At 68.6% G+C, this 22,302-nt stretch carries 20 protein-coding genes and 3 pseudogenes; 13 read left to right on the forward strand and 10 right to left on the reverse strand.

What is annotated here, in order from left to right; all coding sequences use genetic code 11:
- Positions 1 to 136: 136 nt before the first annotated feature.
- The 4 genes and pseudogenes from OHA03_RS34075 to OHA03_RS34090 all read left to right on the forward strand — a co-directional run.
- Positions 137 to 412, forward strand: a pseudogene (locus OHA03_RS34075) (helix-turn-helix domain-containing protein); the annotation flags it as partial.
- A gap of 51 nt (positions 413 to 463) precedes the next feature.
- A protein-coding gene (locus OHA03_RS34080; RefSeq protein ID WP_267007523.1) for an IS3 family transposase occupies positions 464 to 1,716 on the forward strand; the annotation gives its coding sequence in 2 pieces (ribosomal slippage) (positions 464 to 746 and positions 746 to 1,716; 1,254 coding nt in all).
- Positions 1,713 to 2,684 (forward strand): transposase, encoded by a 972-nt coding sequence (locus OHA03_RS34085; RefSeq protein WP_267008260.1) that lies wholly within the window; start codon positions 1,713 to 1,715, stop codon positions 2,682 to 2,684. Before OHA03_RS34080 ends, OHA03_RS34085 begins: the two co-directional genes overlap by 4 nt.
- Before the next feature lie 55 nt (positions 2,685 to 2,739).
- A complete protein-coding gene (locus tag OHA03_RS34090; RefSeq protein WP_267007524.1) occupies positions 2,740 to 3,696 on the forward strand; it encodes a hypothetical protein in 957 nt (318 codons plus the stop codon).
- Positions 3,697 to 3,814: 118 nt separating this feature from the next.
- Here the strand turns inward: OHA03_RS34090 and OHA03_RS34095 are convergent.
- A pseudogene (locus OHA03_RS34095) lies at positions 3,815 to 4,111 on the reverse strand (helicase associated domain-containing protein); the annotation flags it as partial.
- 193 nt (positions 4,112 to 4,304) lie between these two features.
- Here OHA03_RS34095 and OHA03_RS34100 point away from each other — a divergent pair.
- Both OHA03_RS34100 and OHA03_RS34105 read left to right on the forward strand, forming a co-directional pair.
- The gene (locus tag OHA03_RS34100) at positions 4,305 to 4,856 is read left to right on the forward strand and encodes a SigE family RNA polymerase sigma factor (protein WP_267007525.1); all 552 of its coding nucleotides are present in this window, start codon (positions 4,305 to 4,307) and stop codon (positions 4,854 to 4,856) included.
- A complete protein-coding gene (locus OHA03_RS34105; protein ID WP_267007526.1) occupies positions 4,853 to 6,235 on the forward strand; it encodes a PQQ-binding-like beta-propeller repeat protein in 1,383 nt (460 codons plus the stop codon). Before OHA03_RS34100 ends, OHA03_RS34105 begins: the two co-directional genes overlap by 4 nt.
- Before the next feature lie 687 nt (positions 6,236 to 6,922).
- Here the strand turns inward: OHA03_RS34105 and OHA03_RS34110 are convergent.
- From OHA03_RS34110 to OHA03_RS34120, 3 genes are all read right to left on the reverse strand, one after another.
- On the reverse strand, positions 6,923 to 7,753 hold the full coding sequence (locus OHA03_RS34110; protein ID WP_267007527.1) for an oxidoreductase: 831 nt from the start codon (positions 7,751 to 7,753) through the stop codon (positions 6,923 to 6,925).
- Between the two features lie 15 nt (positions 7,754 to 7,768).
- Positions 7,769 to 8,644 carry an NmrA family NAD(P)-binding protein gene (locus OHA03_RS34115; RefSeq protein ID WP_267007528.1) on the reverse strand — a complete coding sequence of 292 codons (876 nt, stop codon included), beginning with the start codon at positions 8,642 to 8,644 and terminating at the stop codon, positions 7,769 to 7,771.
- Between the two features lie 154 nt (positions 8,645 to 8,798).
- Positions 8,799 to 10,220, reverse strand: coding sequence for an MFS transporter (locus OHA03_RS34120; RefSeq protein ID WP_267007529.1), 1,422 nt, complete (start codon positions 10,218 to 10,220; stop codon positions 8,799 to 8,801).
- A gap of 111 nt (positions 10,221 to 10,331) precedes the next feature.
- On the opposite strand from OHA03_RS34120, the gene OHA03_RS34125 reads away from it, so the two are divergent.
- On the forward strand, positions 10,332 to 10,958 hold the full coding sequence (locus OHA03_RS34125; RefSeq protein ID WP_267007530.1) for a TetR/AcrR family transcriptional regulator: 627 nt from the start codon (positions 10,332 to 10,334) through the stop codon (positions 10,956 to 10,958).
- A gap of 396 nt (positions 10,959 to 11,354) precedes the next feature.
- Here the strand turns inward: OHA03_RS34125 and OHA03_RS34130 are convergent, their stop codons facing one another.
- Positions 11,355 to 11,996 carry a TetR/AcrR family transcriptional regulator gene (locus OHA03_RS34130; RefSeq protein ID WP_267007531.1) on the reverse strand — a complete coding sequence of 214 codons (642 nt, stop codon included), beginning with the start codon at positions 11,994 to 11,996 and terminating at the stop codon, positions 11,355 to 11,357.
- A 128-nt stretch (positions 11,997 to 12,124) separates the two neighbouring features.
- Between OHA03_RS34130 and OHA03_RS34135 the strand changes: the two genes are divergently transcribed.
- The 3 genes and pseudogenes from OHA03_RS34135 to OHA03_RS34145 form a co-directional block, all read left to right on the forward strand.
- The gene (locus OHA03_RS34135; protein ID WP_267007532.1) at positions 12,125 to 13,723 is read left to right on the forward strand and encodes an MFS transporter; all 1,599 of its coding nucleotides are present in this window, start codon (positions 12,125 to 12,127) and stop codon (positions 13,721 to 13,723) included.
- A gap of 248 nt (positions 13,724 to 13,971) precedes the next feature.
- A complete protein-coding gene (locus OHA03_RS34140) occupies positions 13,972 to 14,457 on the forward strand; it encodes a DUF2269 family protein (RefSeq protein WP_267007533.1) in 486 nt (161 codons plus the stop codon).
- 131 nt (positions 14,458 to 14,588) lie between these two features.
- Positions 14,589 to 14,931: pseudogene (locus tag OHA03_RS34145) on the forward strand (MBL fold metallo-hydrolase); the annotation flags it as partial.
- Between the two features lie 153 nt (positions 14,932 to 15,084).
- Here the strand turns inward: OHA03_RS34145 and OHA03_RS34150 are convergent.
- Complete coding sequence (locus OHA03_RS34150) at positions 15,085 to 16,542, reverse strand: MFS transporter (RefSeq protein ID WP_267007534.1); 1,458 nt, start codon at positions 16,540 to 16,542, stop codon at positions 15,085 to 15,087.
- Positions 16,543 to 16,711: 169 nt separating this feature from the next.
- Here OHA03_RS34150 and OHA03_RS34155 point away from each other — a divergent pair, with 169 nt between their 5' ends.
- Entirely contained in the window at positions 16,712 to 17,164 is a 453-nt protein-coding gene (locus OHA03_RS34155) for a MarR family winged helix-turn-helix transcriptional regulator (RefSeq protein ID WP_267008261.1), read from the forward strand.
- Between the two features lie 53 nt (positions 17,165 to 17,217).
- On the opposite strand, the gene OHA03_RS34160 is transcribed toward OHA03_RS34155, so the two are convergent.
- Both OHA03_RS34160 and OHA03_RS34165 read right to left on the reverse strand, forming a co-directional pair.
- The gene (locus OHA03_RS34160) at positions 17,218 to 17,466 is read right to left on the reverse strand and encodes a hypothetical protein (protein WP_267007535.1); all 249 of its coding nucleotides are present in this window, start codon (positions 17,464 to 17,466) and stop codon (positions 17,218 to 17,220) included.
- Positions 17,456 to 18,679: an MFS transporter gene (locus OHA03_RS34165; protein WP_267007536.1), complete on the reverse strand. Its 1,224-nt coding sequence runs from the start codon at positions 18,677 to 18,679 to the stop codon at positions 17,456 to 17,458. The genes OHA03_RS34160 and OHA03_RS34165 overlap by 11 nt, the downstream gene beginning before the upstream one ends.
- Positions 18,680 to 18,751: 72 nt before the next feature.
- Between OHA03_RS34165 and OHA03_RS34170 the strand changes: the two genes are divergently transcribed.
- Positions 18,752 to 19,594, forward strand: a complete 843-nt coding sequence (locus OHA03_RS34170; protein WP_267007537.1) for a LysR family transcriptional regulator — start codon at positions 18,752 to 18,754, stop codon at positions 19,592 to 19,594.
- Between the two features lie 880 nt (positions 19,595 to 20,474).
- On the opposite strand, the gene OHA03_RS34175 is transcribed toward OHA03_RS34170, so the two are convergent.
- Positions 20,475 to 20,606: a hypothetical protein gene (locus OHA03_RS34175; protein ID WP_267007538.1), complete on the reverse strand. Its 132-nt coding sequence runs from the start codon at positions 20,604 to 20,606 to the stop codon at positions 20,475 to 20,477.
- Positions 20,607 to 20,714: 108 nt separating this feature from the next.
- Positions 20,715 to 21,623, reverse strand: coding sequence for an aminoglycoside phosphotransferase family protein (locus OHA03_RS34180; RefSeq protein ID WP_267007539.1), 909 nt, complete (start codon positions 21,621 to 21,623; stop codon positions 20,715 to 20,717).
- Between the two features lie 246 nt (positions 21,624 to 21,869).
- Here OHA03_RS34180 and OHA03_RS34185 point away from each other — a divergent pair, with 246 nt between their 5' ends.
- The gene (locus OHA03_RS34185; protein WP_267007540.1) at positions 21,870 to 22,292 is read left to right on the forward strand and encodes a hypothetical protein; all 423 of its coding nucleotides are present in this window, start codon (positions 21,870 to 21,872) and stop codon (positions 22,290 to 22,292) included.
- Positions 22,293 to 22,302: the final 10 nt, after the last annotated feature.

A 22,302-nucleotide genomic window follows, 5' to 3' on the forward strand; every position in this document is an offset into this window, starting at 1 on the left:
TCCCTGATCTTCGCAGGGAATCCCGGCCTTCAGGCCGGGCGGGAATGCGATCCTTGGCCCGGAGGCGCGGAGCGCCCTGCGTTGTCAGTGGCGCCAGCTATGTTGACCGTACTGACCGCAAAGGGGGGTGGGTTGGATGATTCGTGCGTACAAGTTTCTGATGCGGCCCACCGCCCGGCAGTCGGTCGCGCTCGGTGAGATGCTGCGCGATCATTGCTCCCTGTACAACGGGGCGTTAGAGGAACGGCGCGATGCCTACCGTCATCCCTCGAAGACGAGCATCAGGTACGGGCAGCAGTCCGCCCAGCTCAAGGACATCAGGGCGTTCGATCCGGAGCGTCAGGGGCGTTGGTCGTTCTCCTCGCAGCAGGCCACGCTGCGCCGTCTGGACAAGGCCTTCGTCGCGTTCTTCCTGAACCGCCCCGGGTTCGATGGAGACTCGATTTCGTGAAAGGATCGAGTCATGGCACGACCTTCCCGTTACCCGCTTGAGCTCCGCCGTCGTGCGGTGCGCATGGTCGCCGAGGTGCGCGACGGCTATCCGACCGAGACGGCTGCTCTCCAGGCGGTTGCCGAGAGGCTCGGCATCGGTTCCCGTGAGACGCTGCGGAACTGGCTGAAGCAGCACGAGATCGACGCGGGCCAGCGCCCGGGGACGACTTCGGAGGAGTCCGCCCAGCTCAAGGCGTTGAAGAAGGAGAACGCCGAACTCAAGCGGGCGAACGAGATCCTGAAGGCCGCGGCGAGTTTCTTCGCGGCCGAGCTCGACCGGCCACTCACACGCTCGTAGCGTTCATCGACGAGCACCGGGCCCGCTTCGGCGGCGTCGAGCCGATCTGCAGGACGCTCACCGAGCACGACTGCAAGATCGCCCCCTCCACCTATTACGCCCATAACAAACGCCTGGCCGAGCCCTCGGCCCGCAGTCTGCGCGACGAGGAACTCAAGCCGGTCATCCGCGAGGTGTTCGCCACCAACTACCGCGTCTACGGGGCCAGAAAGATCTGGCGCGAGCTGAACCGGCAAGGCCACGAGGTGGCCCGCTGCACCGTCGAACGCCTCATGCGCGAACTCGGCATCACCGGCGTGGTCCGCGGCAAGCGGGTGATCACCACGGTCCCCGGCGGGCAAGTCGAGCGGGCCCCGGACCTGGTGGACCGGAACTTCGTCGCCGCCGCACCGAACCGCTGCTGGGTCGCCGACTTCACGCACGTCAAGACCTGGTCCGGCGTCGTCTACATCGCGTTCGTCGTCGACACCTTCTCCCGCCGCATCGTCGGCTGGTCGGTCGCCACCACCAAGGAGACCCAGCTCGTCCTGGACGCCCTGGAGATGGCCCTTTGGCAACGCGACCGCGACCAAATCCCCTACACAAAAGGCGAGTTGATACATCACTCGGATGCCGGCTCGCAATACACGAGCTTCAAGCTTGCCGAGCACCTTCACGCCGCCGGCCTCGCGGCGAGCATCGGATCGGTCGGAGATGCGTACGACAACGCCCTGATGGAGTCCGCGATCGGGCTCTACAAAACCGAGCTGATCAGGCCCGGTCGTCCATGGAAGACGCTCTCCCAGGTCGAACTCGCCACCGCCGAGTGGATCGACTGGTACTGCCACCGCCGGCTCCACGGTGAAATAGGGCACATCCCGCCCGTCGAGTACGAGACCAACTACTACCTGACCGCCACGAAACCCCAGGTCACAACCACAATCTGAGCTCTCTACCGAACCCGGGGCGGTTCATCCGCCGGGTCGCAGCCGGTCTGGCGCCGGGGTATCCGCGTTTTCGTGGGGTGAGCTGGTTCGACACGGTGGAGTTCCCGAAGGACGGCGACGGGGTCCGGTGGGACTCCACCCCGCACGACCGGGTGACCCGCGTCCGCTTCCAGGGCATCGGGCATGTCAAGGTCAACCAGCACCGGCCCGTGGCCGGCAAGGTCAAGACCGTCTCGGTCAAGCGTGAGGGCCGCACGTGGTTCGTCGTGCTGACCGCCGAACAGGACCAGCCCGAACCGCTCCCGGCAACGGGCAGCATGGTCGGCATCGACCTGGGCATCGCGAACTTCCTCGCCGACTCGGGCGGCGGGTTCGTGCCCAACCCCAGGCACGCTCGCAAGGCCGCTGCGAAGCTTCAGGCCGCGCAACAGGCCCTGTCCCAGTTCCCGCGGCGCAAGGCGAAGGACCGTACCCGCAACCACCAGCGTGCGGTGGAGAAGGTCTCTGCCCTGCACGGCAAGGTTCGCCGTCAGCGGCTCGACCACGCGCACAAGACCGCCCTCCACCTGGTCCGCGAGCACGACTTCATCGCGCACGAAGACCTCAAGATCCGCAACATGACCAAGGCGCCCGCACCGAAACCCGACCCCGAGGTCCCCGGCAGTTTCCTGCCCAACGGGGCCACGGCCAAGGCCGGACTTAACCGTTCCATCACAGATGCCGGATGGGGGGTGTTCCTCGCGATCCTGAAAGCCAAGGCTGAGAGTGCCGGGCGGGAAGTGATGGCCGTGGACCCCCGCAACACCTCCCGGCGGTGTCCCGCATGCGGGCACACCGCCAAGGAGAACCGGCCCGCACAGGAGAAGTTCCACTGCACCGCGTGCGGCCACCCCGCGCACGCCGACACGGTGGGCGCCCTGAACGTACTACGGGCCGGGCTGGCCCGTCGCAACGCCAACACGGCTTAGTGAGAAGCCCCGGCGTTCACGCCGGGGAGGAGTCACGTACCCGGAGGTCGCAACGATGCCTGGCACCAACCGTCTTCTGTGTCTCGGCGCCTCGGTCCTGCTGGTCGGCCTGGCAGCCCAGCCCGCCCCGGCCGTCGCGCACGATCTGCCGCGCACCTATGTAGTCTCACGGTCCCCGGGGGTCCTGCCCGAGGGGATCGCGATCGACCGCGACGGCACGATGTACGTGTCCTCCGACGGCACCGGCGCGCTGTACCGGGGGACCGTCCGCGACCCGCGCCTGCGTCCCTTCCGCGCGGACGGCGTCGAGGACCGTACGAGCACCCTGGGGGTGCACACCGACGCCCGGGGGCGGGTCTTCTCGGTGGGAGGCGCCGAGCTGACCGTCCACGACCGCCGCGGGCGCCTGCTGGCCACGCGTACCGCGCAGAGCGGACCGCTCGGCGCGTCCGACCTCAACGACCTTGTGATCACCGAGGACGCCGTCTACGTCACGGACTGGGCCAATCCCGTCGTGCACCGCGCTGAGATCCACGACGGCGAACTCGGGCCCTTGGAGCCCTGGCTGGACGTCCGCTCCGCCTTCCCGCAGTTCCCGGCGAGGTTCTGGCTGCTCAATGGCATCGTGGCGGACCGGTCGGGGCGAACTCTGCTGGTGGCCTCCAACGGGACGGAGGCCGTGTGGCGGGTCGACGTCGCCACCCGGGAGGTCGGTCAACTGGATCTGGACGGGGCGTCCTTCGGTGCCGACGGCATGTTGCTGCGCGGGCGGACGTTGTACGCGGTGCTCAACTACGGCGCCCCGAGCGGGGTCTACGTCGCCACGCTCGACGAGGAGCTGCGCACCGGATCGGTGACCCACCGGATCACGGGCGAGCCGTTCGACCTGCCCACCACGCTGGCCCGCCATGGCTGCCGGCTCTACGTGGTGAACAGCCAGAACGACGACCCCCCGGGGGAGCCCCCGTACACCGTCAGCGCGATCGACGCCCCGGCCTGCGACCGTCCCTAGCCTGTTCGTCAGCTCCCGGCCATCGGTCGAAGGCTGAGGAAGTGGACCTGGTCCGCACGTACTGTGTTCGGCTCAGCCTTCGACGAACTCGATGGGGGAGAGCCGGACCATGGCCGCCGACCAGGTCGGCGAGCACGCGGTGGTGGCGTTGCCAGTTGAGTGGCCAGGGGCAGCACCAGTCCTCATCGACGGCGGAGAGCTGCGCCGCACGCTGCTCGGCCCGCTCGGCGTCCTTGCCCAGGCCGCCCTTCCTGCGGAGGTCGGCGATCAACTGTCCGATGGGTACCAGGGCGCTGTCGCGCTCACCCCACACGGCGCCCTGGCGCAGAGCCAGGTGTCCGTGGGCGCGGTGGAACAAGCGGAGTGTGGCGAGTTTCGTCTCCCATGCCTCGCCGCCTGGTTCCCGGACCATGCCTTGCTTGGTGGCGTAGTCCCTGGCAGCAGGGTTCGCGGCGTGCCCGTGGGCTACGGCGAAGGCGTCGGCGAGATGGACGAGCGCGCTGGTAGCGCGCGGCGCGCGCAAGGTCTCCCGGAAGAAACCCGCAACGACAGACATAGATTGCCTGCGGTCCACACGTCCTTGTGGGCGTTAGAGAACGGGAGGGGTCATGGACCCGCAGGACCACGAGAGATTCCGGGACTTCGTCGATGCCCGGTGGAGCGCCTTGCTGCGCCTGGCGAACCTACTCACCGGCGGTGACCGCCACGAGGCCGAAGACCTTGTGCAAACCGCTTTGATGAAGGCGCTGGGCCGCTGGCGACATATCGAGGACCCGGAAGGCTACGTGCGCAAGGTGATGTACCGCCACCAGATCAGCCGCTGGCGGCTGCGCCGGCCGCACAGAGAGGCGACGTTCGCCGCGCCGCCCGAGAGTTTCGGTGTCACCGACGGCACATCCGCCGCCGACCTGCGGATCACCGTGAGCCAGGCACTGGCCCGACTGACGCCGCGACAGCGCACCGTACTGGTGCTGCGCTACTTCGAGGACCTGTCCGAGACCGAGGTGGCCGGCGCGCTGGGCTGCTCGGTGGGCACCGTACGCAGCACCACCCACCGGTCGCTGGCCCGGTTGCGCAGACTTGCACCGGAGCTGGGTTCCCCCGCGCCCACCGCAACAACCACCCCGAGCAACATGTCCCTGAAGGGAGCCCGCACATGAACGCCGACCAGAACGCCGACCAGCTGGACCGCGCGATCCGGGACGTCCTGCACGCCTGGACCCCCAACGACCCCGGCGCTCCTGCGGACATCGCCGATCGTATCGTGCGACGCCGCCGACGACGCAACCTCGTTCGTGTGACCGGAGCCGCCCTCGGCCTGGCCGGCATCACCCTGGGCTCCGCCCTCGCCACCGGTGCGGGCGGCGACAACGAGGCGCAGCCACCGGCCGGGCGGGTGAGTAAGCAGAGCAAGCCCTGGCAGACCACATTGCCCGGCAAGTCCTGGGACGCCTGCACCATCGGTGCCGATACCGGTGACGTGTACTGCCGGGGGATGGAGTACGACAGCATCGGCGTGGACGCCCGTACCGGAAAGGTCGAATGGCAACGGAAGGCCAAGGACGCCAACGGCAGCAGCACCCCATCAGGATCGATGCCCGGCGTCCGTGACGGGGTGTTGTACACCTACGCCGATCACGCCCCGGGGGCGCCCCGGGCCGGCACCGACCTCGTCGCCCTCGACATCGACAGTCGGCGGGTGCTGTGGAAGCTCGAGCTGGCCGACGACAGCCGAGGCCGGACCTCCGCCGTGCTGTTCGACGGCGGGATCCTCGCCAACACTCCGTCGTTCAAGAGCGTGTTCGCGCTGGACGGAGCGACGGGCCAGGCGCTGTGGACGTACAAATGGAAGAAGGCCGATTGCGACCGGGCCGTGATCGGCGGTGTTCCGTACCTGACATGCTCGCCGGACAGCGAGAAGGCGCCGCAGCAGAGCACCGTAGTCCGCCTTGACCCGGCGACGGGCACGCCGCGGACGGTCGCGACCGTCAAGGGCCCGACCACGTACATCGGTACGGACGGGGACGCCGTGCTGCTGGGCGGTATGGCCGGCGGACAGAAGTTCTTCGGCGACCCCGGTCCCGCCACCCTGACCCGCGTCGACACCCGCTCCGGCTCGGTGACGCAGCACCGTGTCGACGGCCTGCCGGCGGGTGTGGTCGCGGACGGCCTCATCCTGGCCGCCGGCAGCAACGGCAGCGCCGTCGCGTACTCCGCCGACAGCGGCAAGCGGCTGTGGTCGCGCGACCTCGGGCTGACGTTGCGCAAGGATCCGCGCGCCCGCGGGATGCGGGAGTTGCCCTCCGCCGCCGCGGTGGACCTCACCAGCCGGGTGGCGTACTACCTCGACCCGTCCGGGCACCTGGTGGGCTTCGATCTGGACAGTGGTGCGGTGCGCTGGCGCGGCCGGGTGCCGCTGCCGAAGAGCCCGGTGCAGGGCGGGATCGCTCCCGAGCTCATGAGTTACGGCCACGACCTCATCGGCCAGGTCGGCGGCGAGCTCTTCAGGATCAAGCCCCAGCTGTCTCAAGGAGGTTGACGGCCGGGATGCAGCGAGGCCGCGCGGGCTCCGGCCGGGGGACCCGGTTCCGCGCTCTGCAACGAGCTCGTCATGACTGAGGTCTGCGAGGCCCCGGGGTTGGCCTCTGAGCCGCGCACGGTCACGCCGGGACGCCGACCGGTCATGGAGATCGCCGGGGTTCGCAACTGCTGGGCACGCAAGCTGCTTTGGCGAGCATGGGCACGATTGAGTGAATGGTGCGACGGTCTGTGGGTGTGTCTGGCGGGGTGTGCGTAATGTTCGCGCTGCGATCTGGGACGCCGGGTGTGGCGTCAGCGGTCGGGGCCCCCGTGTCACCAGCGAGATGGTCCGGGGCCTCCCCGTCGCCTCTGGCCACACCCATATGGCCAGGTCGTAGGGATGCCGCCCGCCCGGGACGGACCGCATACGGGATATGCGTCGCCGGCCGGGACGCGAAAGCGGAGGACCAGTGCGCCCAAGACCGTTCGGGGCGTGCCGGTGAGTCAGGACTCACTCCTGCTCACTGCCCAGGAACGGTACCGCACGAGCTGATCGGCTGGACGCCCGGCGCGGCGAGCGGATCGCCGCCTGTCTGACGGAGCTGGAGAACGAGTACGTCACGGTCATGGGTGATTGAAGCGCGGCCGAAGGTCCTGAGTGGCTTCGGACCGTGGTGGCGAAGAAGGCGGATTCAGCGGTGTTGTCCTAGTCGTGATCGGTGGTGAGGGCGACGTGCCGCCAGGCGTCCATCTCTTTGCGGAAGGTGTCCAGTTTGGCGTCGAAGGCTTGCAGGGTGTCGGCTCCGAGCGGGAGACGCAGGGGCGGCTCGGGGGCGGCGGCCATCTCGACTATGGCGCGCGCGGCCTTGACCGGGTCGCCGGGCTGGGCGTGGTTCAGGCTCGCGGCGGCTGCACGCATCGCGCCGACGGTGGGCGCGTAGTCGCCGATGGTGTCGGGGCCGGTGTGCAGGCTGGCGGGGTCGAGGAAGTCGGTGCGGAAGAAGCCCGGTTCCACGAGCGTCACGTGGATGCCGAGGGGGGACAGTTCGGTGTGGAGGGTCTCGGTGAAGCCTTCGACGGCGAACTTTGTGGAGGCGTAGATGCCCCAGCCCGGCGCGGTGGCGAAGCCCACGATGGAGCTGATGTTGATCACGTGGCCGGAGCGCTGGCGGCGCAGTACCGGCAGCACGGCGCGCTGGACGGCGAGCGGGCCGAACACATTGGTCTCGTACACCGCGCGGACCGCGTCGTCGTCGGACTCTTCGACGGCGGCGAGCAGTCCGGTGCCGGCGTTGTTGACCAGGACGTCGATCCGGCCGAGCCGCTCGACCGCCGCGTCGACGGCCACTTGGATGCTCCGGTGGTCGGTCACGTCCAGCGGCACGGGGAGCAGCGCGTCGCCGGCGTCGGGAAACTGCTCGCGGACGGTTTCGGCCTTCCGCGCGGTCGCGACCACCTGATGCCCGGCGGCGAGGGCGGCACGGGTGATTTCCAGGCCGAAGCCCCGGGATGATCCAGTGATGAACCAAACGCTCATTGTCTTCTCCAGTGTTCAGGCAGTGGGCAGGTCGAAGGCCGCGCGGTTTTGGGCGATGAAGCCCTCGACGTCGAGGGGGTCGCTGCCGCCGATCGTCTTCACGAGGTCGTTGGTGCCGGCGAAGACGCCGTTGCGGTAGTCGACGGCCACGGCGAGCAGGTGCTGGATCAGGTGATCCGGCGCGCCGCGCCCGTGCAGGATGGCGGCGAATTCGTCGAGTTCGATGGGAACGTAGGTGACTTCACGGTCCAGCGCCCGCGACATCTTCTCGGCGATCTCGTAGTGGTTGAGTTCCTCGGCCCCGTACAGCGGGTAGATCTGGCCGGCGTGCGGGGCGGGGTCCTCCAGGATGGCCGCGATCACCTTCGCCTGGTCGCTTTCCGCGATGGGGGCGTGGCGTCCGTCGGCGAACGGCAGGCGCAGTTCGCCGGTTCCGTCGGCCCAGGTGTCGATCAGCCACTGGGCGAAGAAGGTTGGGCGGATGTGGGTGACGGGGACCGGGGCGTGGTCCAGGACGCGTTCGGCGACCCAGTGCTGGCGTGCCGCGTTGCTGGCGGTTTTGCGGCGGGCGGAGACCTGCGACATGTTCACGATCGCCTGGACCCTGTTCTCCGCCGCCGCCTGGGCCACGTTCGCAGTGGCGTCCATCAGTCCGGGGCGGATCGGATAGGTGAAGTACAGGGCGTCGATCCCCTTGGCCGCCTGGGCCAGGGAGTCCAGGTCGAGGACGTCGCCTTCCACGACGTCCGCTCCGAGGGCGGCGAGCCGCTCGGCGCGCCCGTCGAGGCCGCGGACGAGTGCGCGGACGCGGTGTCCGCCCTGGAGCAGGAGTTCGGTGGTGTGGCCGCCGGTTTTGCCGGTGGCCCCGATCACGAGGAGGTTGCGTTCCATGATGGTGATCTCCGTTGTTCGAGAGGGAGCTGGTGGGAACTTCAGCGTCAGTCCTTCGAGCGGGTGTCGCACGAGATGGGTGAGAGGCGGTGCGATGCCCGTCCAGCAGGAGGCTGTGGTTGCGGACCCGGCCCGAGTGGCCGCGGCCGTGTGGTCAGGGTGTGTGGCGGGGCCGGAGGGCGAGCAGCGCGGTGGCCGCGGCGATTCCGGCGCCGCCCTGGACGGACCAGGCGCGGTCGAACCCGGTGGTCGTGGCCTGGGGGGTGAGGGCGACGAGCAGGGCCACGCCCACGGCGCTGCCGATCTGGCGGCTCATGTTGAGTACGGCGCTGGCGGTGGTGGCTCGTTCGGGTGCGAGGGTGCCGGCGGCGGCGAACAGCGGCGCCTGGGCCAGACCGCCGGCCAGGCCGACCAGGATCAGGCCTGGGAACATGCCGCCCCAGTAGTCGGGGGTGGTGTGCACGGTCGCGATCCAGTAGGCGGCGGCGAGTGCCATGGCCAGCGTGCCGGTCACGACGGGGGCGGTGCGTCCGAAGCGGCTCTGGATGGGGCCGGCGTTCATGGCGAAGGCGATCGAGGCCAGGGGAGCCGGGGCGATGGAGACGCCTGCGCGCAGCGGGCTGAAGTGCCAGACCTCCTGCATGAACAGGGCGGTGCTGAGCAGGACGATGGCGAAGCCGACGGAGAACAGGAACAGGGCCACAGTGGCGGCGGTGAACGGCCTGCCGGCGAACAGCTGCTTCTCGATCACCGGCGCCTTGGCGCGCAGGGTGCGCTCGATGGTCGCGGCAGCGGCCAGGGCGGCTGCGGTGAACAGGGCCACGGTGCGGATGTCCGTCCAGCCCCACCCTGATCCCTGGACGGTGGCGAGCACCAGCAGGCTCACGGCCAGCAGCAGTGCGAGGGCGGAAGCCGCGTCCGGCACAGCGGCCCCCTTGGGCTGGCGCACCTCGGGCAGCAGCAGCGCGCCGGCGACGAGGGTGGCGATGCCGACGGGAACGTTGATCAGGAAGATCCACCGCCAGTCGAGGGTGACGAGCAGTCCGCCGACGGGCGGGCCCGCCGAGGCCGCGATCGCGCCCATGCCCGCCCACAGGCCGACCACCAGGGTGTGCCGGCGCTTGGGGAAGCTCGAGTAGAGCAGGCCGAGCGAGGTCGGCACGATCATCGCAGCGCCGACGGCCTGGAGAGCCCGGGCACCGACCAGCACGCCGAGACTGGGTGCGGCGGCCGCGACGGCGGAGGTGAGGGTGAAGAGTGCCACTCCGGACAGCAGCATCTTCTTGCGCCCCCAGTGGTCCGCGATCCGGCCCGCGGGCACGAGCACGGAGGCGAAGACGATCGCGTAGGCCGACAGAACCCACGACACGCTCGCGACTCCCGTGCCCGGGAACGACCGGCCGATCCCATCGAGGGCGACGTTGACGACGAAGAAGTCGAGCTGCGCCATGAAGGCGACGGCACCCAGCACCGCCATGATGCTCCAGCGGCGCGGGTGACCCGCCTCGGTGACGGCCGGGGCCGGGCCGGTGCGCGGTGTCGTCGCGACCGCCTGCGGTGCAGCCTGTGTGGACATCCTGTCAGCCTCTCCAAAGGAATGGGCTTGGTAGCCCTTTTTCCGCCTGCCTCCAGGAGACACCTCGCAGAATGGGTTGTCAAGCCCCTTTTTTGCGGTATGGTGGAGACCATGACCGCCACCAGCGAAGCGCCGGGTCGGAAGCTGACCGCCAAGGGCCTGGCCACACGCGAACGCATCGTCAGGGCGGCAGCTGAGCTGATCTACGAGCACGGGGCGCAGAACACCAACAACGAGCAGATCCGTGCGGCCGCCGGAGTCAGCGGCTCACAGCTGACGCGCCACTTCCCCACCAAGGAGTCCCTGGTGCACGCAGTGCTCGCCTGGCAGGCCGACAGCATCGTCGCCCGCCACCAGGCGCCGGAGCTGGGAGAGTTGGACAGCTTCGCCGCCCTGCGCCGGTGGGCCGACTCCTACATCGCCTCGCAGGACATGATGCGCGGCGGCTGCACGTTCGGCTCCCTGGCCGCCGAGGTTGTCAAGACCGAGCCCTCCCACCGGGACGTGGTGGCCGACGGCTTCGAGCGGTGGCAGGAGCTGTTCAAGCGCGGCCTGAGCAAGATGCGCGAGCGCGGCGAACTGCGGCCGGAGGCCGACCCGGCCGCGCTGGCCCACCTGCTCGCCGCCGCGTTCCAGGGCGGAGCGCTGCTGGACCAGGCGGCCGGCGAGTCCACGCCCCTGCGTGACGCGCTGTACGGGGCCCTGGCCTACGTCGAGTCATTCGCCGCAGAACGCTGACCGCACTGCGGAGTACGGACCGTTCCTGGGCAGTGAGCAGGAGTGAGTCCTGACTCACCGGCGCGCTCCGAACGGTTTTGGGCGCGCTGGTCCTCCGCTTTCGCGTCCCGGCCGGCGACGCATATCCCGTATGCGGTCCGTCCCGGGCGGGCGGCATCCCTACGACCTGGCCATATGGGTGTGGCCAGAGGCGACGGGGAGGCCCCGGACCATCTCGCTGGTGACACGGGGGCCCCGACCGCTGACGCCACACCCGGCGTCCCAGATCGCAGCGCGAACATTACGCACACCCCACCAGCCATGCCCACAGACCGTCGCACCGTTCACTCATTCATGCCCATGTTCGCCAAAGCGGCTTGTGTGCCCAGCAGTTGTGAACCCTCAAGCAAGCAGCGTTCAGGAGGCGTCCGAGGCGAGCGGGCGGGGCGCCTGCTGGGACCGGGCCCGTGCCGTGAGCGGGAGTCCTGCGAATGCTTGATCGGCGACGCGCTCCAGTGCGACCGCGTCGAACCCGGCCCTGGCCAGTACTTCCATGCCCCGGTTGGTTGCCATGAGCAGTTGGCTGATTTCGGGGGCGTCCGCCTCGGGGTCGAGGTCGCCATGTCGCTGCGCAGCCTGAACGCACTCGGTCAGTGAACCTTCGATTCTCGTGAAGGCCTGCCGGACGCGTGCAGTGGCCTGCGGGTCGTGGTCGGCTCCCTCGACGACGAAGCCGGTCACCATGCAGCCGAGCCCGTCGGAGTCATCGTGCACAAACCGCGCTGACTTCACGAGATACGCGTGCAGCCGTTCCAGCGCGGTGTCATCGGGGCCTTCGAGTACGGCCACCCAGGCGGTCTCGTTGCGGTCGCAGTACGCCTGCAGCGTCCGCAGGTACAGCTTGCTCTTGTCGCCGAAGGCGGCGTAGAGGCTGCCGCGGCCCAGCCCGCCGGCCTTGGCGATGTCGTCAACGCTGGTACCGGCGTATCCGGTACGGCGGAACTGTCGCTCGACGGCCTGTACGACCTTGTCCTTGTCGAATCCTGGTGGGCGCCCCATGGGGGCCAGCCTACAGGCCGCACGAGCATTCTTGACATTCCGTTCCACAACTTCTTACGGTTCCTGACAGAGCGGTCCAGAACCCTGGTGTCCGTCACTCACGGCATCCCGCAGAACGGATGAGACGCATGTCTTCGCAAGATCGAAAGGGCGGCAGCCGGATGACGGCGTCCGTTCCGGCCCAGGCTTCCCGCGCCGCGGACCCCGGCAGCGGGCGGGCCCGCTGGCTTGGCCTTCTGGTGGTTTGTCTCGGCGTCATGATGGCCTTCGTCGACGTCACCTCCACCATCTCGGCCCTGGGCGATATGCAAAGTGACCTGCACGTCACTGCGAGCACGCTGGTATGGATCACCAGCGCGTACAGCCTTGCTGTCGTGAGCTTCGTGATGTCCGCCGGGACCTTCGGCGACCTCGTGGGGCGTCGGCGCGTGTTCAGCCTGGGTGCCGCCGTCTTCCTGGCCGGCAGCGTAGTCGCTGTTTTCGCCGACAGCGCCGGCATGCTCATCGCCGCACAGGCGATCGCGGGCCTCGGCGGCTCAGCCGTGTTGCCGACAAGCCTGGCGATTGTCAGTGCCACTTTCACCGACCCGCACGAGCGCACCTCCGCGATCGGCATCTGGGCCGCGTGCTCCGGAGTGGGCCTGGCCATCGGCCCGATCCTCGCCGGAGCCCTGCTCGAACATTTCTCCTGGCACGCTGTCTACATCGCCAACATCGTCATCGCCGGCGCGGCCCTCCTCCTGGCCCCGGTCTTCGTAGCCGAGTCCAGGCACCCCACGCGCAAGCCCGATCTTGCGGGCCTCGTCCTGGGCACAGTGATGACGGCTTCGGCTACCTACGCGATCATTCAGGGTGGCGCCACCGGATACACCAAGGCGCCGATCATCACCATGTATGTGGTCTTCGCCGTATCTCTGTTCATGTTCGTACGCGTAGAACTCCGTCACCCCGACCCCATGCTGGACCTGAAGCTCTTTCGGAGCGCTTCCTTCTCGGCCGTCATGGGCGTGGCTGCTGTCAGCGTTTTCGGACTGGTCGGTGTCGCCCTGCTCAGCGTGCTCTACATGGAACGTGTGGGACAGACCAGCCCCCTTGACGTCGGCGTGCGCCTGCTGCCGCTGTTCGGAACGTTCCTCCTGGTCACCGTGGCGGCCGCCCGAGTGCTGGTACACCGGGTCGGCTTCACACCCTTGATCACTGCGGGCCTGGTCCTCATCGGAGCCGGGTCTCTCGCGCTGCTCGCGACCGATGCCTCGGGAGGTTACGGGGCGATGTGGCCCGGGCTGCTCGTGGCGGGCATCGGCGCGGGCCTGCTGACGGCGCCTTCGACGGCTGCCGCAGTCAACAATGTCCCGCCACAACAGGAGGGCATGGCGGCAGCAGCGGTGAACATGGCTCGTCAGCTGGGAACGGTGCTCGGCCCCAGCGTGCTCGGAACTGTCGTCACCAGTCGCTTCCCCCGGAACCTCCATGACCGTCTCGTCGAGGCAGGCGTCCCGTCGCCGCAGGCGGACAGGATCGTGGAGGGTGCGTCACACGGCGGCAGCGCGACAGACCTCCCCGCATCCCTCGCTCGCGTGGTGGGAACCGCGGTACCGAGGGCGTTCACCGACGCCGTGCACTTGGGCAACGTCATAGGCGGAGTTGTACTGATCGTCATGGCCGTGCCTACGGCGCTGTTCGTCCGCCACAAGGTTTACAGTCCCCGGACATCCGCCGAAGCGTAAGCGGCACGTCAACGGGACGGTGTGAGGCGGCCACAGGACTTCTGGCCGAACAACGTCCCCCCGAACAGCCGGTGTTGATCGCTGAGCACAACCATCAACACCGGCACCGGCCGCGAACCGAGCACCGGTCAAACGGAGGGCCGGCCCCCCGGGCGACGCCGTGATCAACCGGCGGCCCAGTTCAAGCCAGACTGAAACCGTGCGCCTGACGCCCCGCGTCAGCGTGCGCGCGAAAGGGAGACACCGCCATGGCCAAATTCCTGCTCAGCATCCACGTGCTGGCGGCGATCCTGCTCATCGGACCGGTCACCATTGCGGCGAGCTTGTTCCCGCGTTTTGCACGCCAGGCACTGGCCGACGGACCCGAGCAGCAATCGGCCAAGGGATCGGTCCGGCTGCTGCACCGGATCTGCCGGGTCTACGCCGTGGCCGGCGTCTCCGTCCCAGCCTTCGGTATCGGCACCGCCCAGGTGATGGGCGTGATGGGCAGCGCCTGGCTCATCGCCTCCATGGCTCTGACAGCGGTGGCCGCCGTCCTGCTGGGCATCGCGGTGCTCGGCACCCAGGACAACGTGGTCACCCAGCTCGACAAGCCCGACCAGACGTCGACCGCCGCGGAGTCCCTGATCGCCCGGCTGCCCCGCCTGTCGATGATCACCGGCCTGTTCGCCCTCACCTGGCTGATCGTGGTGGTCCTGATGATCGTCCGCCCCGGCTCGACGACAGGCGCATAACGACTCAGCCACCGCAGTGAACCCCGCGCTCTACCGATGGCTGTTGACGTGGTCGTGCTGTTCAACGCAGAACTCGTTGCCCTCCGGGTCGGCGAGGCCCCCCGGCCACACCCCGGCGATGTCTCACGCCCACCGACCCCCTGGGTGACTATCTCGACTCACTGGAGCGCATCGGCCGGCTCGGGGTCGCCGAGGTGCTGCTGGCCCACCAGTACGCGTTCACGGACGCGGCAGGGCCGTACGGGAACTCCTCGACCATCACGAGGAACGGCTGACCGGCCTGCTCGCGCTGTTGGTCACCCCGCTAACACCGTGGCAGCTGGCCGAGCGGATGGAGTGGAACAGGCCGTGGGGACAGATCTCGCTCGGTTCACGGAACTTCGCCGTCTCCGGGACGGGGGCACATCTGCGCCGAAGCTGGGACCCGCGGAGACCGTGCCGGGAAGCGAGCCGGTGACATACGTTGCCGCGTGAGGGGCGCGAGTGATCCACCCGTGAGGAAGCGCCCAGTTCGCTCACAGAGACCTCTCGCCGCGGATTCGATGTCGGATCCGCGGCGAGATGCCGGATACAGGACCGGGCCGGCCGGTCGAGCAACTGCCGGGCTCGTCCGGCGCTACTGAGCCGTCAGGCCTTGACCGCGGCCTGATCGGATTCGGTGACAGGGGCGGTCTCGTCGCCGGAGCCTGCCACCACGCGGACTGCCGGAATGGCGGCCGCGATGACCGCACCGAGGAGGGCGACGCCGCCGCCGATCATCAGAGCAGTGCGGAAGCCGTCCTCGGAGGCGAAGGTGTAGCCGCCCGTCGTGGTGGTCATCTGGGCGAGGACCACTCCGATCACGGCCGAGCCGACCGAGGTGCCGAGCGAGCGCATCAGCGTGTTGAAGCCGTTGGCGGCGGCGGTCTCGGAGAGCGGGACCGAACCCATGATCAGGGCGGGCATCGCACCGTAGGCGAGACCCACACCGCTGCTGGTCACGATGGTGACCAGCATGAGACCCCAGGCCGAGCCCATCAGTGCCAGCGACAGACCGTAACCGGCCGCGATGACCAGGACCCCGGAGATCAGCGTGAACTTCGGGCCTCGGGCATCGGTGAGCTTCCCGCCGAGCGGGGAGACGATCATCATCATGAGTCCGCCGGGAGCCATCCACAGACCGGCGGCGAGCATCGACTGGCCCAGACCGTAACCCGTGGCCTCGGGGAACTGCAGCAGCTGCGGCACGACCAGCATGCTGGCGTACATGGCGGTGCCCACGAAGATCGAGGCGAGGTTGGTGAGCAGCACCCGGGGGCGGGCGGTGGTGCGAAGGTCGACCAGCGGGTCGCGGGTCCGCAGCTCCCACATCCCCCACCCGACCAGAATCACGACGGCCGCGGCGAACAGGCCGAGCGTGGTCGCCGAGCCCCAGCCCCAGTCGGCGCCCTTGGAGACCGCGAGCAGCAGGGAGACCAGGCCGGCGCCGAGGCCGAGCGCTCCCGGCAGGTCGAAGCGCTGACCCTTGGCGCCGGCCGGTACGTCCGGGATCAGGAACCAGATGAGAGCCGCAACCCCTACGGCCAGGGCCGCGGAGCCCCAGAACAGCACGCGCCAGTTCGTGTACTGGGCGACCGCTGAGGCGATCGGCAGGCCGAGGCCACCGCCGATGCCCATGGAAGCGCTGACCAGAGCGATCGAGGAGCTGAGCTTCTCCGCGGGGACCACGTCACGCAGAAGGGCGATGCCGAGCGGCAGCATGCCCATGCCCATGCCCTGCAGACCACGCCCGATGATCATGGGGATGACCGAGGAGGACAGCGCGCACACCACCGACCCCACGATCAGCGGCACCGAGCACGCGATAAGCATCCGGCGCTTGCCCAGCAGGTCGCCCAGGCGTCCGGAGACCGGCACGAAGACGGCCGCCACGAGCAGGGTGACGGTGATGACCCAGGCGGCGTTCGACGAGGTGGTGTGGAGGATCTGGGGCAGCTCCGCGATGAGCGGCGTGACCAGGGTCTGCATGATCGCTGCCGTGATGCCCGCGAAGGCCAGCGTGGCGACCACACCGCGTGAGCGGCTTGATGCCTGGGAGGCATCCATAGAGGACTCCTTGATTGCATGATGAGAGAACGATATGCATCGTACACGTCTCATGTATCACTCACATCTTGTGCGTGACACATATGTGCATGAGAGGATGCAGGAGAAGGTCGTCGCGAAGGACAAGGTCAGCGCATCGGACTGGCAGGAAAGGGAAGGCGGCAGGCATATGGTCAGGCCCACGAGTGACGTCGAGTACGAGCAGATGTTGCTCAGCCGCCACGGACTCGTTCACCACAGGAACGTCCGGCGCGAAGGCGGGCTGGAGCGCAGCGCTTACATACTGCTGAGCCGCATTCGTGTCCAAGGACCCATGTCCATCGGCGAACTGAGCGCCGCCCTCGGACTCGACACATCCACTCTCAACCGGCAGACCGGCGCAGCGATGCGCTCCGGCCTCGTGGACCGCATCCCCGACCCCGACGGCGGGATGGCCCGCAAGTTCCGCGTCACGGACAAGGGTGCGAGCCTGCTCGACGAGGAACGCGAACGCACCGTCGACAACCTGGACCGGGTCATGGCCGACTGGTCGGACGAGGACATCGCGGGCTTCGCCGCCTACCTCAAACGGTTCAACACCGACATCGAACGTCTCGCCGGACGCCCCTGGCCCCGGCCGTGAACCCGCGGTCGCGAGCGCGGGCCGACCTCCGCCTCGTGGCCGGGCAGGTGGGTTTACGGCACGAACGCTTCCACCGGGGCCTTGCCCGAGGCCGCGAGGATCTCCGGCATCCGGTCAGAGACGTAGCGCCGCACCATCTGGTAGGAAACATCGGCGCCGCGCTCCTCGACAAGCCGGTGGAAGATCCGCGAGATCGTATGACGCTGTTTACCGATGGCTTTTGATTTCGAGGCCGTGAAGGCCGAGACCGTCACCCGCCTTGGCTCGGTGCCCCGTGGTTCAAGCGGCTGATCACTGAACATGAGTTGCCTCTGTTCTTCTCGCCGACTCGCGACGAGCTGAAGTGGGCGGCCGAGGCGACGGACAGCGGCGGGACAGCAGGCATCCAGTCAGCGCGGCGGCGAGGCCGGCCAGCCCGGCCCCCGCGAAGCCGCCCGCCGGCACGGAGACGTCGATTACCACCCCGACGATCGGGGATCCGAGCGCGAAACCCGCACTCTGCGCCGAGGATTGCAGACCTGTCGCCTCACCCCGCACGCTGGCCGGCGCCAGTCGGCTCACCGCGTCGGCCACCGCGGAAAGGGTCGGCGCGGCGAGAAACCCGGTGCCGACAACGGCCACGCACAACCAGGGCCAGTCGTGGGCAAGCCCCGCGGGAATCGTCACGAGCCCGAGCAAGCCGAGCAGCAACCACATGGGCACCGACCGGGACAGCGCGCCGTAGATCAGCCCGCCGGCGACAGAGGTCACGCCGAGCACGGCCACGACCACGGCGGCCCAGGACACCTGACCTGCTTCTTCGAGCGTGGCGACGATGGCGAGGTCGACGCCGCTGAGCAGCGTCGTAGTACCGAACGCCATCGTCAGTACGGCCATCATGCCGACGCGCAGCCACTCCCGTCGCGGGGGCCGTCCGGCCGCGCCGGCATCCGCCTCGTCCTCGGCACGCAGCGGCGGGTTGAGCAAGGCGATCCCGGTTCCGCCGGCCACGATCGCGGCGCCGAGCCCCCACGCCACCACACCGGGGGACACCTTCGCGGCGCACAGGATCACGACCGCCGGGCCCACCATGTACGACAGCTCGCCCTGCACCGACTCCAGCGCGAACGCGGCCCGGCGCTGTTCCGCCGTCGTCATCGCGGCGATCGCCTGCCTGGTCACCGGCTGGGCCGGCACCATCAGTAGACCCGCCGCAAAGGCGGCACCCAATAGGGCCCTGTACGGCAGGATCGGCACGCTCAGCCAGAACACGACCTGCACTGCGACAGTTACCAGCAGCACCGCACGCAGGCCCCGCCGATCGATCATGCGGCCAAGCAGCGGCCCGCCCAGCGCCAGCCCGGTGGTCAGAGCCGCCGCGACACCGCCGGCTGCCGCATAGCTCATATTCAGGCCCAGCACGACATACATCGTCAGTGCCATCACGACAGCCGTGATCGCGGTACGGGCGAGAAAGGAAACGCCCAACAGCGATGCCATCCCTGGCACGGCGAGTATCTGCCGGTATCCGGTCACTTGCGTGACGCTAGATCCTCCGCCATGCCATAGGTAGTGGTTCATTTAATGGGGCTGACATAATGAATCGTTATGGCCAGGGATCTTGAAACCGCATTGCTGCGGTCCTTCGTCACCATCGTGCAAGCGGGCAGCATCAGCCGCGCCGCGATCACGCTTGGACATACCCAGCCCGCGCTCAGCCAGCAGGTGCGCAAGCTTGAGAGGGCCATCGGCCGTCCGCTGCTTTACCGATCACCGTCCGGTGTTTCGCTGACCCGGGCGGGCGAGGAGCTCCTGCCGTATGCCGAACGCATTCTCTCGCTCTCCGCACAGGCACTCACCGAAACCGGGCGCACGCTTACCGGCCGCTGCGGCGTCGGGTTGCTCGAAGACCTCGCTGCGTCCCAGCTTCCGCAGGCCCTCGCCGACCTCGCCCGGCTGCACCCCGGCGCAACCCTGGAGGTGCTCAGCATGTCCAACGCCGCGATGCAGGAGGCCTACGACACGGGCCGCGTCCAACTCGTGCTCAACGAGGTGCCGGCCGTTCCCGGACCGCCGCGCTGGACGGTACGCCGCCCGCTGGTCTGGGCGATCGGCCAGGGTGTGGACGTGGCTGCCGATCCGCTGCCGGTGGTGCTGTTCTCGAACATGTGCTCCTGGCGTACGGCGGTGCTGGAAACCCTGGAACGTGCCGATCGGCCCTGGCGGGTGGCGTTCGAAAGCAACAGCCTGGTCGGTGTGCTCGCCGCGGTACGGGCAGGACTCGGCGTCGCCGCGCTCATGCCCACGAACCTTGAACCGGCCATGGCCTGCCACGACGCGGACGCCCTGCCCACCCTGCCGGACGTCGAGCTCGGCCTCGCACGGCACCCACGATCCGAAGGTGATCCGCTGATCGATGCCGTTGAGACCGCGCTACGACGCATGATCTGAGTTTCGAGGCTGGCCAACGCGCCGGTTTGCGTCCAACCCGCAACGGGAATTGGCCAGGCGCCCATGCGCTGGCGTCGTGAACTTTCCTGCGGTGCCGGAGCTCTGCCGGTCTGGAGCCGAGGTGGGAACGTGGCTCACCCAGGGCGGCTCCGGCCGGGACTTCACGCTCTGCCTCGATCCCGTGAAATGAGCAGTCTCATGAAGGGGTGATTTCGCCGGCGCCCGGCGGTCAGCCTGCCGCCTCGCGCAGCACGTCATTCTCAGCCCCAGCAGGATCGGTGATGTCGCCTGCGCTGCCCTCGTTCTCAACGGGAGCTGGAAGCGATCACCGTTGAGAAAGCCTCACTGAGCCGGATTCCTTCATCATCGACCCGGTCACCTACCAGCTCGGTCGCCTCACCTATCTGGGGTTGATAACTCGCAGCGGTCGACGCCAACGCCCAGTCAGGGGCGCTACGCGATCGCAGTAAGCGGGTGTGGTCTGCGATGGTGATCGGTGCCTGGCGGTGTTGTCCCCTCGAAGCCGATGCCACCGCCAGGCACTCCACGCCGGTCATCTGCCCGCCTGCGAGAAGCTCCTCGACTCCGCGACGGCAGCGTTCCGCCGCGCAGGGCCGAAGCCGACCCACCTGCCGTTGCCACTGCACCGGTGCTCGTTGCCTTCGCGGTACTGGCGGCACGTGCCGTCTCCCCAACTGGGGCCGGACCCGGTGCAGGGCGGGATGCCCGCCGGGAGCGCAGTTGCCCGGGTCGGGGTGCTGCACGGGGTCCCAGCAGGCGTACGAGGCCGGGTGCCGGGCGGCCGGCGAGCGGGCCCGGGTCACGGACGACGCGGCCCGCGACTGAGCGGCTCCGAAGTCGAGCCGGCCACCCCGCCGGATCACCGCCTCGCGTCCAGCGCGGTGCCCGGCCGCAGCGCCATGCCGGCCAGGGCCAGGTCCATCCAGCACGGCGTGACGACCCTCCCGGACCGGGCATACAGGATCACCGTGTCATCGGTACGCCGCAGCACGACTCGGTGTCTGCTGTTCTCCGGACTTCGGTGTGTCTCATGAGACACGAAGTGACCTGTTGGTGGGTGGCGTTGGGCGGTGAGGGAGTGCGCCGGCGTCGGTCCGGGTTACGCGAAGCGTTCGTGGTCGGCCAGCACCGCGTCGATCACATCGAGATGGATGGCGACTCGCTCGTCCCTGGGATCGGAGCACTGGGTCAACGTCAGCAGGGACTTCCACAGCGCCCAGCCCCTGGCTCTGGCCCAGGTGCCGTCATCCTGGTCGACTGTGTGCCGGAATGCCTCGCGGCTTTCCTCGCGGAGCATCGTCCAGGAGATCACGAGATCGCAGGCGGGGTCGCCGGTGCCCGAGGTGCCGAAGTCGATGACGGCCGACAGCTTGCCGTCGGTGACAAGCAGGTTGTTGCCGCCGATGTCGCCGTGGAACCACACCGGCGTTCCACGCCATTGGGCCTCGAGTGCCGCTTGCCAGGTCTCGGTGGCCCTCACGGTGTCGATCCGGCCGCTCAGAGCGGTGATGCAGCGACGCGTCTCGTCGTCGTAGTGGGCGGGTGATGCGCCGCGATAGCCGCTGTGCGCCCCGGCGAGAGGGCCGCCCTTGGGGTCACAGCGCTGAAGGGCGAGGATGAATCCGGCGAGACTGGTGGCGAACTGGGTCATGTCGTCGATGCGTTCGGGAGAAGCCGTCTCGCCGGGCAGCCAGCCGCGCACGGACCAGGGGTAGGGGTATCCCGCGCCGGGGGCTCCCTTGGCCAGGACGGTGGGGACAGCCACCGGCAGCACGGGGGCCAGGCGAGGCAGCCAGTCGCATTCCTTGTCGACCGCAGGGGCGTAGCCGGCTGCGGTGGGCAGGCGGACCGTCATGTCGTCACCGAGGCGGTAGGTGCGGTTGTCCCAGCCGTCCACAGCCACCGGGACCACGGGCAGACGGCTCCACTGAGGGAACTGGGTGGTGATCAACCGCTTCACCAGGGCGGCGTTGATTCCCGCGCGCCCGTCCGACACAGCTGTAAGCACCCGCTGATCCTCACCGGTGAGGTCGTACCAGGCAAGTGATTAACGACGCGAGACACATCTGAATGTCTGGAGAACCGTCGAACTCCGCAAAATCGAGCCGGGCTTGCACTGGAGGCATGGCGGCGGTGGTCTGAGAGGGCGGTTTGAGAGTACTTGATGAGGGGTGGCGGGCGCGGGCCTGGTGGACCTTCATCGGCGACCACTTCCACCACGCTGTACGAGGCGGCGCTACGCGATACTTGTCCTGTGGAGTGGTTCGAGCAGGCCCGGGCAGCGGAACAACTCGGGGATTGGGATGCGGCCATCACGTTGGTAAGCGCCCAGGCCGAGTGCTACTCCACCGATCACTACATGCACAACAACCATCTGTGGCACATGGATTTGCTCGCCCGTTCGGAACGGCTCCCGGAACTCATGGAACTCGCTCGCACGGACGTCCATGCACGTCGGAGACTCAACAGATCGCTTCGCGAGCGGGGGATGGAGGCCGCGCTGCGCAGCCGCGCCAAAGATGGTGACCGTGATGCTCTGTACGTCTTTGTCCGGCTTTTGTGCGAGACAAATCGAGCCCAGACGGCCTATCTAGCGGTCCAGGACTTCGGCCCGGAGGATCAGTACGCACACCAGATCGTGGCCCGCTTTCGATCGCCATCAAGCGGTGCGCAGTAACGCTCGACGC

Origin of the sequence: Streptomyces sp. NBC_00154 (assembly GCF_026342835.1) — a bacterium.
Taxonomy (GTDB): Bacteria; Actinomycetota; Actinomycetes; order Streptomycetales; family Streptomycetaceae; genus Streptomyces.

Excerpts from the sequence above, each read along its gene's own strand:
- OHA03_RS34090 (WP_267007524.1), top strand. The coding sequence starts at position 2,740 with ATGCCTGGCACCAACCGTCTTCTGTGTCTCGGCGCCTCGGTCCTGCTG.
- OHA03_RS34100 (WP_267007525.1), top strand. The coding sequence starts at position 4,305 with ATGGACCCGCAGGACCACGAGAGATTCCGGGACTTCGTCGATGCCCGG.
- OHA03_RS34105 (WP_267007526.1), top strand. The coding sequence starts at position 4,853 with ATGAACGCCGACCAGAACGCCGACCAGCTGGACCGCGCGATCCGGGAC.
- OHA03_RS34110 (WP_267007527.1), bottom strand. The coding sequence starts at position 7,753 with ATGAGCGTTTGGTTCATCACTGGATCATCCCGGGGCTTCGGCCTGGAA.
- OHA03_RS34115 (WP_267007528.1), bottom strand. The coding sequence starts at position 8,644 with ATGGAACGCAACCTCCTCGTGATCGGGGCCACCGGCAAAACCGGCGGC.
- OHA03_RS34120 (WP_267007529.1), bottom strand. The coding sequence starts at position 10,220 with ATGTCCACACAGGCTGCACCGCAGGCGGTCGCGACGACACCGCGCACC.
- OHA03_RS34125 (WP_267007530.1), top strand. The coding sequence starts at position 10,332 with ATGACCGCCACCAGCGAAGCGCCGGGTCGGAAGCTGACCGCCAAGGGC.
- OHA03_RS34130 (WP_267007531.1), bottom strand. The coding sequence starts at position 11,996 with ATGGGGCGCCCACCAGGATTCGACAAGGACAAGGTCGTACAGGCCGTC.
- OHA03_RS34135 (WP_267007532.1), top strand. The coding sequence starts at position 12,125 with ATGTCTTCGCAAGATCGAAAGGGCGGCAGCCGGATGACGGCGTCCGTT.
- OHA03_RS34140 (WP_267007533.1), top strand. The coding sequence starts at position 13,972 with ATGGCCAAATTCCTGCTCAGCATCCACGTGCTGGCGGCGATCCTGCTC.
- OHA03_RS34150 (WP_267007534.1), bottom strand. The coding sequence starts at position 16,542 with ATGGATGCCTCCCAGGCATCAAGCCGCTCACGCGGTGTGGTCGCCACG.
- OHA03_RS34155 (WP_267008261.1), top strand. The coding sequence starts at position 16,712 with ATGGTCAGGCCCACGAGTGACGTCGAGTACGAGCAGATGTTGCTCAGC.
- OHA03_RS34160 (WP_267007535.1), bottom strand. The coding sequence starts at position 17,466 with ATGTTCAGTGATCAGCCGCTTGAACCACGGGGCACCGAGCCAAGGCGG.
- OHA03_RS34170 (WP_267007537.1), top strand. The coding sequence starts at position 18,752 with ATGGCCAGGGATCTTGAAACCGCATTGCTGCGGTCCTTCGTCACCATC.